Below are 11,983 nucleotides of genomic sequence, written 5' to 3'. Positions count from 1 at the left end.
GTCGCGGGCGGGCAGGGCGGACCAGACGTCCTGGACCGATTGGACGATCTCCCAGCCCTTCTCGACCGTGTCGGCGTGTTTGAAGAGCGTGGCGTCGCCGTTCATGCAGTCGTAGATGAGTGTCTCGTAACCTGTTGCCGGGGCATTGCCGAAGTAGTCGGCATAGCAGAAGTCCATGTTGACCGTGCCCACACGCATCCGCGGCCCGGGGATCTTCGCCCCGAAGCTGATCTGGATGCCTTCGTTCGGCTGGATACGCAGCACCAGCATGTCCGGGTGCATCTGGGCGGTGTCGGCGTCCTTGAACATGATCTTGGGCGCCCGCTTGAACTGGATGACGACCTCCGTGTATTGCGCCGTCAAGCGCTTACCGGTGCGCAGATAAAAGGGCACTCCGGCCCAACGCCAATTGTCCATCGTCAGCTTGAGTGCGGCGAAGGTTTCGGTGCGCGAGTTTGGATCGACTCCGGGGGAAGATCGGTAGGCGGGCACTTTCTCGCCGTTCGGCATCACACCCTCGCCGTATTGTCCCCGCACCGCATTGGTGAGGACCTGCTCGGGCGTCAACGGATGGACGGCGTCGAGGACCTTGTTGATCTCGTCGCGGACGGCTTGGGAGTCGAACGAGTTGGGGGGCTCCATGCCGAGAAAACCCAGCAGAACCAGCAGGTGGTTCGGAATCATGTCGCGCAAGGCGCCGGCCGTATCGTAATAGGGTCCACGATGCTCCACGCCGACGGATTCAGCCACCGTGATCTGGATATGATCGATGTGTTGACGGTTCCAGAGCGGCTCGATGAAACCGTTGGAAAACCGAAAGACCATGATGTTCTGAACCGTCTCCTTGCCCAGATAGTGGTCGATACGGTAGATCTGGTCCTCGTCCAAGGTCTCGTGGAGCATCCGGTTGAGCGCCTTGGCGCTGTCCAGATCGATGCCGAAGGGTTTCTCGATGATGACGCGACGCCAGTCGTTCTCGCTCTCGGCGGTCAGCCCGACAGCACCGAGCAGGCGTGTGATGTCGCCGAAGAGCGATGGCGGAACCGCAAGATAGAAGAGATAGTTTCCGTCAGTCCCACGTTCGGCATCGATTCCGGACAGGCGCTCGCAGAGCTCGATATAGGTTGCCTGCTCAGTAATGTTGCCCGTCATGTAGTGAAGGCGCTCGCATAAGCGCGCCCAAGTCTCTGCATCCCATGCGCTTCCGACGTTTCGCTTCACCTCCTCGGCCATCATCGACTGAAACGTCGCGTCGTCCATCTCCATGCGGTCCAACCCCACGACCGCGAAGGTGTCGGGGAGCAGGTTCCCGTGGCACAGATGAAAGAGGGCGGGGATCAGCTTGCGCTTGGTCAGATCGCCCGCGGCACCGAAGATGATCATGGCGTTCGGCGGGGCGGGCGGTGTGGTCTCGGCGGTCAAGCGCTGCGTGGGCAAGAGATCTCTCCTTTTGTTCTTGAAGTTAAACCGCGTCCAGAGCGAGATGCTTATTTTCGAGTGAGCGCGACGTTTGGTGCCTCCACGGCCACTAGCGGAGACGCGGTTTAAAATAGTCTATTTCTTAATATCTTAAACCGCGCCGGCTCCAACGCTCGTCAAGTCTGCCGGGGCCGACCCCATCCAAAAACATCGCATACCCGGCCCGGCGCGGTTTAACTTTCGGGCTTCTCGTGATGACCGCCGAACTGATAGCGCATCGCCGAGAGGATCTGATTGGCGAAATCCGCCTCGCCGCGCGAGCTGAAGCGCTCGAAGAGTGCGGTGGTGAGCAAGGGCGCAGGGGTTCCGGTCTCGATCGCCGCGAGGCAGGTCCAGCGGCCCTCGCCCGAGTCCGAGACGCGACCGCCGAAACCGTCGAGCTGCGGGTCTGCGCGCAGCGCCGTGGCCGTCAGGTCCAGGAGCCAGGAGGCGACCACGCTGCCGCGACGCCAGACCTCGGCGACCTCACCGACGTCGATGCGGTACTGATAATGCTCGGGATTGGCCAAGGGCGCAGTCTCGGCATCCACCGCGTGCTCCGCCAGGCCGACCCCCGCGTGCTTGAGGATGTTGAAGCCCTCGGCGTACGCGGCCATCAGCGCATACTCGATGCCGTTGTGGACCATCTTGACGAAATGGCCCGCGCCGTTGGGGCCGCAGTGCAGATAGCCTTGCTCGGAGCGACTGAAGTCGCCGCTCCGACCGGCCGTGCGCTCGATCTCGCCCGGGCCGGGCGAGAGGGCAGCGAAGACGGGATCGAGGCGCTCCACCGCCTCGTCCTCCCCGCCGATCATCAGGCAGTAGCCGCGCTCCAGACCCCAGACGCCTCCGCTGGTCCCGCAGTCGACGAAGTGGATCCCCTTCGGCGCGAGGCGCTTCGCGTGGGCGATGTCGTCGCGGTAGTTCGAGTTGCCGCCGTCGATGATGGTGTCGTCGGCCTCCAGATGCGGCATCAGATCGTCGATGACGTGGTCCACGACCGCCGCCGGAACCATGATCCAGACGTTGCGGGGTGCTTCGAGCTTGGCGCAGAGATCGGCCATGTCCTGCGCACCCACGGCGCCTTCGGCGACCAGCGCGGCAACTGCGGCGGGGTCTCGATCATAGACGACACACCGATGTCCGGCGCGCATGAGTCGTAGCACCATGTTGGCGCCCATTCGGCCGAGCCCGATCATTGCGAGTTGCATGAGGCGTTTCCCCTGTTGGCGGCGTGAGGGTCGGAGATTAAACCGCGCTCGGCGCGGTATGCGATGTTTTTGGATCGGATCGGCCCCGGCAGACTTGACGGCCGTTGGAGTCGGCGCGGTTTAGGCGGCGCGGCCTTCGAGCACCATCAGGCTGCGCTGTGCGACCCGAACACGCGACCCGGACGACAGGGTCGGATCGGCAGGATCCATGATCGAGGGTTCGCGGTCGGTGTCGATCGCGAGATGCCAGGACCAGCCCGGGATCCGCGGCACTGCGAATTGCAACGGAGCCTTTCCCATGTTGAGCATGATGTGCAGGGGCGGCTCCTCCACGGTAATCCCGGCGAGGGTGAAGGCCAAGGATTGCGCCGCGGGGTCATCCCACTCCGGGGATGCAAGCTCCGCCCCGTGCCAGGCGATATCCGGCAAGATCTGGCCGTTCGCGGGTTCGCCGGTCAAGAAGCGGCTGCGATGCAGGGTCGGGTGGCGCTGGCGAAAGGCGATCATACCCCGGACGAAGTCGTGCATCCCGCAGTTGTCCTCGAGCAGGGTCCAGTCGAACCAGGAGATGGCGTTGTTCTGGCAGTAGCTGTTGTTGTTGCCCTGTTTGCTCTGCAGCACTTCGTCGCCGCTGCGCAACATGGGCACACCCTGGCTCAGCATGAGAATGGCGATGAAGTTGCGGGCCTGGCGTCGACGCAACGCGAGGATCGCCGGATCGTCGGTCGGGCCTTCGACGCCGCAGTTCCAGCTTAGATTGTCGTTGTGGCCGTCGCGGTTGTCCTCGCCGTTGGCCTCGTTGTGCTTGAGGTTGTAGCTCACCAGATCCCAGAGGGTGAAACCGTCGTGGCAGGTGATGAAGTTGATGGAGTTGCTGGGAAGCCGTCCGCGGGGCTGATATAAGTCGCTCGAGCCGGTCATCCGGGTCGCCACCTCGGCGACCATGCCGGAATCGCCTTTGACGAAGCTGCGCATCAGATCGCGATAGCGTCCGTTCCACTCGGCCCACCGAAAGCCGGGAAAGTCGCCGACCTGATAGAGTCCGGCCGCGTCCCAAGCCTCGGCGATGATGTGTGAACGGCCCAGCGCGGGTGACAGCTCGGTCGCCCAGAGGATCGGCGCGTGATACTGGGGATGGCCGTCCTCGCCGCGCGCCAGGGCGCTCGCCAGATCGAAGCGGAAGCCGTCCACATGCATCTGCCGTACCCAGTAGAGCAGGGCATCGATGAGAAAACGCGTCACGATCGGGTGGTTGCAGTTCACCGTGTTGCCGCAACCGGTGTAGTCGCGATAGAGACGCCGATCGGAGAAATCCAGATGATAGAAGACCTCGTTGCCGATCCCTTTGAAACTGATCGTCGGCCCGTCGGCACCGCCCTCGGCCGTGTGATTGAAGACGACGTCCAGGATCACGCCGATGCCGGCACGGTGCAGGGCCTTGACCAGATCGCGAAACTCGTCGCGGGCGCGCGCCGGATCGAGCGCGAAGCCGGGATGCGGCGCGAAAAAACTGTGGGTGCTGTAGCCCCAATAGTTCTCGAGGCCCATGGCCGCGGTCTTCGGCGGGACGTCTTGGGGGTCGAAGGCCATAATCGGCATCAGCTCGACATGGGTGATCCCCAGGTCCTGTAGATAGGGAATCTTTTCGATCACGGCGCCGAAGGTGCCGGGGTGCGAGGCCCCGGACGAGGGATGGCGCGTAAAGCCGCCGGCGTGCATCTCGTAGATGACCGCGGCATTCAGCGGGATGTGCAGGGGCGAGTCGCCCTCCCAGTCGTAGCGGTCGCGCACCACCTGGGCGCGGATCGCGGTGGCGACGTTATCGCCCGGACGCGCGGCGATCTCCCGATTCCACAGCTGATCGTCGACCGTGACGGCCCAGGGGTCGAGGAGCGCCTTCTCGCCGTCGATCCGACACCCGATCTCGCGGGTGTCGCAAGCCCCGTGGATGCGCCAGTTGTAGAAGATTCCCTCGCCCAGACCCTCGACGAAGATGTGCCAGAAGAAGAAGGTTCGATTGACCTGCCGATCCAGCGCGATGATCGCGTAGGGCTCGGGGCTGGCTGCTGTTTCGAAGAGCAGCAGCTCGATCTGCTCGGCATGGCGCGAGAAGATGCAGAAGTTCACCCCCTCATCCGTTGCCCTGGAACCGGAGTTGTCCCAGTTTCCCGGTTGAACCGCGTATCTCGCCTTCGCCATCGTCGTTCTCCTGACGTGAGGCCATCCGGACGTCGCCCGAAGGGACGTCGATCGGTATGTAAACCGCGGCCTGAGCGAGATGCTCAAAATTCGAGTGAGCTCGACGTTTGGTGCATCCATGACGCTTAGCGGGGACGCGGTTTAAAATGATATGTTTTTTAATCTTTTAAACTGCGCCGACTCCAACGTTCGTCAAGTCTGCCGGGGCCGATCCGATCCAAAGCCATTGCCTAGCGTGCTGGGCGCGGTTTAACGCCGGTCGCTGCCGGGGATCATCTGCTGAATCACGCCCATCGGGTTGACTGCCGGGATCTGATCTCCGCCGCCGACGATGCCCGAGAGGCGCTCCATACCGATGCGCATCCGACCCATGTCCTCGGCGATCGCGGGCAGGGTGGCGACCTGTTGGCTCATGGCGGAGACGTCTCGGGCGAGCGAGGTCATGTCCTGACGCATCCGGCCCATGTCGGCCGACATAGATGCCATCTCGCCCGCCATCAGGGCGACGTTAGCGGACATGTCGTGCATCAACTTCACCATGTACAGGAATGCGAGGCCGGCGACCACTGCAACGGCGAGTACCGCGAGGCGAGGCAGTACAGGGCTCGAATCGCGCGTCATGGCATGCTCCGATGAAACACCGAGAGCGATGATGATGACATGTCCGGGGGCCCGATTGCACGGTTGGCGAGGGCACCGTTGAACGGGCCCCTATCGGATGCAGGGCATCGGCTCCGGCGTAGTGGACTCAGGGCTCCGGGGAATTCACGCCTTCCATGACATCCGCGCCGATCAACCGCTCCGAGGGTGTATGCTCGCGTGTCGGGGTCGTAAGCGTGAATTGAAAGCCGGACTGTGGGATATTTCAAGGGGCGGTCGGCCACGGCTGCGCTCGACCCGAGTCGACTTGATCGATAAGAATAATCGAAGGGTCGCCTCCGAGCCCCGGGTTATGCTCGTTGCGTCGACCCGATGCCTCCCGCACGGCCGCCGACACGATCATCGAAGGGTGCCCGAACAGCACCGAGGGACCAGCACCGAGGAGCCTTGACGCATCCCTATGGATTTCAGACATCATCCGACCGATTCGAGCAAGGTCCACGCTGCGCCCGATGAAGCGCGCGATTGGACAGTCGCTGATCTGATCGACTTCGAATACTACTTGGATGCCGACGAGCGCGAGCTGCGCGAACATCCGTCGGCCCGCAAGACCCTTGCCGAGCGCGACCGCTCGCTCTATCTCGAGGCAATCGCGCCCGAGATCGGCGATCAGCCGCCGCATACCTCGGCCCATCGGCGTTTCAGCCTGCGCCGATGGCTTGCGGCCCGCCGCAATGCGGAACGTCCGGAGATGCGCGGGATCCTCCCGGGAGCGGCATTCGCGAGCGCCGAACGCCTGGTCACCCTGCTGCTCGCGGTCGTCGGATTCATCGCCGGGATCGGCGTGGCCTCCGCGCTGCTCAGCTACGACGGAACCCGCCCGGTCAGCGTCTCCTGGTATCTGTTTCTGCTCGTCATGGTGCAGTTTCTATTGGTGGCCTCGGTCGCCACGGCCTGGACGCTGCGCAAGGTGCGCGGTCGAGGCGCCGGTGCGGCCCCCGGACTCCTGATGCATGTCGTGCGTCCGCTCGTGGCCAGGGCAGCGAGCTGGCTTCAACGCCAACGGATCGGTCATGCCGCGGCCGAGGTTCAGGATCAGGCCCACGCTCGGCAGGGTCTCCTGAAGTCGCAGTACGCGGTCTATGGTCCGGTCTCCTATCTGCCGTTGTTGATCCCGGCGCAGATCTTCGGAGTTGCGTTCAATCTCGGTGTCATTTTGACGACTCTGCTGCTGGAGTGGTTCACCGACCTGGCCTTCGGGTGGGGCTCGACCCTGAACGTCCATCCCCAGACGATCTTCGACATGACCCGATTGATCGCGCTGCCCTGGGGCTGGCTGCTCGGCGAGGGCGTCGGCTTCCCGAGCCTCGAGCAAGTGGCCGGCTCACGCATCTTCCTCGAGCACTGGGCGAGCGTGACGCCGACGGTTAAGCCGGATCCGGCGCATCTGCGATCCTGGGGCTCGTTCCTGGTCCTGGCCGTCACGACCTACGGGCTTCTGCCCAGGTTGATGCTCTGGGGCGGGTCCGTCTTGGCCCAACGTCTGATCCTGGCACGCCTGCCGTTCACCCACAGCCGCACTCAGGCGCTCTATGCCCGCATGCTCTCGCCGCGCCTCGACACGACGCCGAGCGGGGGACGCCCGGGCGGCGAGAAGGGCACCGAGATGCCGATCCCGGCCGCGGCGACCTCGCGCAAGCCGCGTCCCGCGGGGCCGGACGGCCCGGCCGAGTCGGTACCGACGGCCTCGGCGCGGCCTTGGCGCAATGCGCTGGTTCGACGAGTCGAGTCGGGCGACGAGGCGCCGACCTCGGCGCCGCCGGCACCCCCGCCCGTCATCGCGCCCCCTGTCGATGCCCCGAAAGCGGCGCCGGCCCCGACTCCCGGCCCGGAGCCCGCGAAGCAACCGGCGCAGCCGCGCGAGGCCGAGGCGCCCCCGATTCGCCAGCCGGAGCGCGAGGGGAAATCGGAACCTCAGCCTCCAGCCATGCCGGCGGTGCGCGCGCCTGCTGCACCTGTGATCCCCGAGCCGGAGTCCGCACCCGAACCGATGCCGGCGAGTGATCGACCGGCTGCCGGTGCGGCAGTGCCGTCGGTGCCCCCGCGGACGGTTGCTCGGCCCTCACCCGAGCCAAAGCCAGAGGAGACCGTAGGGCCTGCCAAGACGGAAGCCCGCCCCTTAGAGCCGCCCGCGACGCCCGCGGTCCCCGCAACGCCACGGGCCGAGCCGAAGAAGGCGAAGGTAAAGCCCGCCGTTTCGAAGGGATCGGATCTGAAGGGCGCGGAGAAGCCGCCGACTCTAATGCCTGCGCGACCCGCGGCCGAGCCGCAGATCGCAGAGACGCCGACACCGCCCCCCGAACCGGCTGCGGCTCCGACTCAGGCACCTGCGGCCGCCGTTGCGACACCACCGGCGTCGACCCCCGCACAAGGCACCCGCTTTGCCCCCGATGCCTGTTTGCTTCTGCTGCACGTCGACATCGACGACATCCTCGAGGACGAGGATCGCCCTCGACTTGAGCAGATGCTGATGCACCTCAGCGGATGGCGGGTTGCGGCGACGGCGACCGTCGGCGCCGGCAGCGCAATGACCGACGATGCGCTCGGTATCCTCGAGCACGGCGACTGGCAGGCACCGCCGCCTCGAGTGGTCGTGATCGAGGACGGCTCGCAGCCCCCGATTACGGAGAGCCTGCGCTTCCTGCGCGAGCTGCGCACGGCGGCCGGCGCGCGCGCCCAGATCATGCTCGCCCTGGTGGGCGATCCGACCGACGAGGACCGTCTGCCGCCGATGCGCCCGTTCGACTACACGGACTGGCAACGCAAGATCGATCAGATGGCCGACCCCTATCTGCGCTTGGAAATGCTTGCGCCGCCTCACGAGGATGGAGACGACTGATGTCCGGGAAGATTCCAAGACTGGCGATCATGGGGCACCCGAATGCCGGTAAGTCCTCCGTGGTCGCGACCCTGACCGAAAACGACCTGATTCAGATCGATAAACGCGCGGGCACCACGACCGAATCGAACGTCTACCCGGTCATCATCGACGGTCGGCCGGTGATCGAGTTCATCGATACCCCGGGGTTTCAGAATCCCAACGCGATCCTGGAATGGTTTCAGGCCCAGAACGGCAAGCGCGAGCTGGCACGGGCGTTCGTGGCCGCGCATCGGGCGGACCCCCTCTTTACGCACGACTGCGAGCTCCTCGAGCCGGTTGCCGAGGGTGCCGCCATCATCCTGGTGGTCGACGGCTCCAAGCGCATCAAGGAGAAGGATCGGGTCGAGATCGAGCTGCTGCGCCTGACCGCCCGCCCGCGCATGGCGATCCTGAACAACCTGACCAACAATACGCGCTACATGACCCAGTGGCGCGACGCGCTCAACAAGGCGTTCAACTCGGTGCGCGACTTCAACGCCCATCGCGCCACCTATGGCGAGCGCGTGCGGTTGCTGCAGGCACTCAAGAGCATCGATCAGCGCTGGGAGCCGCTCGTCGAAGAGGCGATTCATGCCTTCGAGCACGACTGGAACCGGCGCACCGATCAGGCCGTCACCACCATCCTGGATCTGCTCAAGGAGGCGCTCACCTATAAGGCGTCCAAGACCGTGAAGGAGAAGAAGCTGGTCTTCGAGAGCGGTCGCGAACGCGTCAAGGAGGAAGTGACGAGGGCGTTCGAAGACGGGCTGCGCCAGCTCGAGACGAATGCACAGGAGCAGATCCGCGCGAATTTTCGCCACCATGTGTGGCACATGCCCCCGGATTCGATCCTCGGCAAGGATCTGCTCTCGGAGGAAGTCAATCAAGCGCTCGGTCTGTCCAAACGCCAGCTCGCCCTGGTCGGCATGGCTGCGGGCGCGGCCTCCGGAGCGACCATCGACCTGTCCACCGCAGGGCACACCTTCGGAGCGGGCGCGTTGATCGGTGCGGCGACGGGCGGCGTCCTGGGGTTCATGGGGAGCAAGGCACTGGCCAAGCTGAACATCGAGCGCGCCTCGGGGACGCAGCGTTTCACGGTCGGACCGGTTCACAATCCGCGCTTCCCCTTTGTCCTGTTGGATCGCATCGTGCTCTACAGTGCGCGGGCCATGAACTGGTCGCACGGTCGCCAAGCCGCGGAGGAGGAGGCGCCCGACAAGGTCCCCGAGAAGGAGATCCGCCGGGCCGGATTCACGGAGGAGTTGCCCGCCGCCCAGCAGCGCGATCTGGCGCGGTTCTTCAACGCGGCCAGGAAGGGCAAGTCCGAGCGGGAAGAGGAGTGTCGCGCCATCATCAGAGATATCCTGCACGGACTGGCGGTGAGCGAGATCGACAGTCGTGCGGATCTTTGATCTTAAACCGCGTCACTACAAAGGTCGGAAAGATCCTTGAGCCCGATACAACATGAGAATGACGCTGGTCGCTCTGGACGCGGTTTAGGATGAAAGAGGACGAGCTGCTCGGGATCGACCGGGCCCACGCCTGGCATCCCTACACCTCCACGATCGATCGCGATCCGGTCTATGCCGTGCGCTCGGCGTCGGGCTGTCGGATACGGCTCATGGACGGCCGCGAGCTGATCGACGGCATGTCCTCCTGGTGGTGCGCCATCCACGGCTACAACCATCCGGTCCTGAATCAGGCGGCGCGCGATCAGCTCGACGCCATGTCGCACATCATGTTCGGCGGGCTGACCCACGAGCCGGCCGTACGCTTGGTCGACACCCTGGTGAAGCTGACGCCGGAGCCGTTGCAGCAGGTCTTTCTCTGCGACTCGGGATCGGTGTCGGTCGAGGTCGCCATCAAGATGGCCATCCAGTACCAACAGGCCGTCGGACGACCCGAGCGGCATCGGCTGATGACGATCCGCTCGGGCTATCACGGGGACACCCAAGGGGCCATGTCGGTCTGCGATCCCGTGACGGGAATGCACCATCTCTTCAGCCGCGTGCTGCCCGAGCAGGTCTTTGCGCCGGCGCCCGCGTGTCGGTTCGGTGAGCCCTGCCGGCCCGCGCAGATCGCCGAGTTTGCGGCCTTGATCGAGCGACATCGCACCGAGCTTGCCGCGGTCATCCTCGAGCCGATCGTGCAGGGGGCGGGGGGAATGCGCTTCTACAGTGCCGAGTATCTGGCGGAGGTCCGCCGGCTCTGCGACCGTTTCGAGGTGCTCCTGATCGCCGACGAGATCGCGACCGGGTTCGGTCGCACCGGCGCGCTCTTCGCCTGCGAGCATGCCGGTATTTCGCCGGACATCATGACACTCGGCAAGGCCCTGACAGGCGGCTATCTGACGCTGGCGGCGACGCTCGCGACCGATCGGGTCGCCCGGACCATCTCATCGGGCGACCCCGGCGTCTTCATGCACGGCCCGACATTCATGGGCAACCCGCTCGCCTGCGCCATCGCCAATGCCAGCATCGAGCTGCTGCTGGCATCAGATTGGCGAGCGAACATCGCGCGGATCGAGTGCGGTCTGGGCGCCGGACTGGAGGGCTGCAGGGACTTTCCGGGTGTGGCCGAGGTGCGGGTGCTCGGCGCGATCGGTGTGGTCGAGATGTCCACGCCCGTGTCCATGCGCGAGATCCAGCGCCGTTTCGTCGCACGCGGGGTCTGGGTACGCCCGTTCGGCCGACTCGTCTATCTGATGCCGCCCTACATCACCGGCGACGAGGAGCTTGCGACACTCTGTGCATCGGTCGTCTCCGTCCTCGGCGAGATGGCGGTGGAGTCATCCGGATAGTGCAGCACCGCAGCTGTGTCTCGGCCTGCGTTGCCGCACGAACGCCCCCACATGCAGGGCAGTGCGAAGAAACCGCGCCCGATTCGACATGCTTCAGGAGCCGTGCCATGCAAGACCGCCCCGTCATCAAGACCGCCATCCCGAAACGCCGCTATCAGGTCGGCACCCACAGCGCCTCGCTGCTCGGCGAGATCGAGAGCGGGGATGGCCGTACCTATCGGTACATCCTCGCCTTCGTGCCGTCCGGGCAACGCGAGCCCGTCTTCTATGTCTGCGCCGAGCCAAGCCCGCCTGCGGAGCGCGCCGACGGAGCCTACCGGCTCGGCATCGTCGGCGAGGTCATGTCGGAGGTGGTGGATACGGATGACCGCTGGGGCGATCTCGACGCCTTCGCCGAGCAGGCACTCAAGCTGGGCCAGCAGGCGCTCGGGCTGCAGCAGGCCTCCGTCGCCCGATTGATGTGATCCGCGCGCCCTTGAAATCCATGCGCACGGCGTGATCATGCGCCACGCGCCGCGGTGCGCGCGCAGCGATATCTGCGGGCGGCGATTCACAGCGTTTCGACCTCGAAGCCGACCAAGGCGCGGCGCTCGCGACTGAATTCGATCCCGATCTGGTGGATCGGCTGACCCAGGGCGCGGTATTTGTCGGCGTAGCCGCGGTCCTTGATCTGTTGGAGCGCTCGCCCTTCCGGCGCCAGCTCGACGACCTTGAATTCAAACAGCCATATGCAGTCGTTGAACTTCAGTGTCAGGTCAATACGGCCTTGGTTGCTCGTCTCCTCCGGGGTCAGGT

At 65.0% G+C, this 11,983-nt stretch carries 9 protein-coding genes; 4 read left to right on the top strand and 5 right to left on the bottom strand.

Annotation, left to right across the window (positions count from 1 at the left end):
* The 4 genes from zwf to GPT33_RS12875 all read right to left on the bottom strand — a co-directional run.
* A partial coding sequence (gene zwf, locus GPT33_RS12890) for a glucose-6-phosphate dehydrogenase (protein ID WP_296809558.1) occupies window positions 1–1,437 on the bottom strand: 1,437 nt, incomplete at its 3' end.
* Window positions 1,438–1,652: 215 nt separating this feature from the next.
* On the bottom strand, window positions 1,653–2,669 hold the full coding sequence (gene gnd, locus GPT33_RS12885; RefSeq protein ID WP_296809556.1) for a phosphogluconate dehydrogenase (NAD(+)-dependent, decarboxylating): 1,017 nt from the start codon (window positions 2,667–2,669) through the stop codon (window positions 1,653–1,655).
* A gap of 120 nt (window positions 2,670–2,789) precedes the next feature.
* Complete coding sequence (gene glgX / locus GPT33_RS12880) at window positions 2,790–4,868, bottom strand: glycogen debranching protein GlgX (RefSeq protein WP_296809554.1); 2,079 nt, start codon at window positions 4,866–4,868, stop codon at window positions 2,790–2,792.
* A gap of 249 nt (window positions 4,869–5,117) precedes the next feature.
* Window positions 5,118–5,489 carry a hypothetical protein gene (locus tag GPT33_RS12875; protein ID WP_296809552.1) on the bottom strand — a complete coding sequence of 124 codons (372 nt, stop codon included), beginning with the start codon at window positions 5,487–5,489 and terminating at the stop codon, window positions 5,118–5,120.
* Window positions 5,490–5,928: 439 nt separating this feature from the next.
* Between GPT33_RS12875 and GPT33_RS12870 the strand changes: the two genes are divergently transcribed.
* From GPT33_RS12870 to GPT33_RS12855, 4 genes are all read left to right on the top strand, one after another.
* Window positions 5,929–8,367, top strand: a complete 2,439-nt coding sequence (locus GPT33_RS12870; protein ID WP_296809550.1) for a DUF2868 domain-containing protein — start codon at window positions 5,929–5,931, stop codon at window positions 8,365–8,367.
* Entirely contained in the window at window positions 8,367–9,800 is a 1,434-nt protein-coding gene (locus GPT33_RS12865; protein ID WP_296809548.1) for a GTPase/DUF3482 domain-containing protein, read from the top strand. Before GPT33_RS12870 ends, GPT33_RS12865 begins: the two co-directional genes overlap by 1 nt.
* Window positions 9,801–9,889: 89 nt before the next feature.
* Window positions 9,890–11,188, top strand: coding sequence for an adenosylmethionine--8-amino-7-oxononanoate transaminase (bioA, locus tag GPT33_RS12860; RefSeq protein ID WP_296809546.1), 1,299 nt, complete (start codon window positions 9,890–9,892; stop codon window positions 11,186–11,188).
* Between the two features lie 107 nt (window positions 11,189–11,295).
* Entirely contained in the window at window positions 11,296–11,652 is a 357-nt protein-coding gene (locus tag GPT33_RS12855; protein ID WP_296809544.1) for a hypothetical protein, read from the top strand.
* Window positions 11,653–11,738: 86 nt separating this feature from the next.
* Here the strand turns inward: GPT33_RS12855 and GPT33_RS12850 are convergent.
* On the bottom strand, window positions 11,739–11,983 hold a 245-nt coding region (locus GPT33_RS12850; protein ID WP_296809541.1), incomplete at its 5' end, for a PD-(D/E)XK nuclease domain-containing protein.

Source organism: Thiocapsa sp., from assembly GCF_011390875.1.
GTDB lineage: Bacteria > Pseudomonadota > Gammaproteobacteria > Chromatiales > Chromatiaceae > Thiocapsa.
The sequence above is the reverse complement of the archived record's forward strand: the minus strand, read 5'-3'. Positions and strand labels throughout refer to the sequence as shown.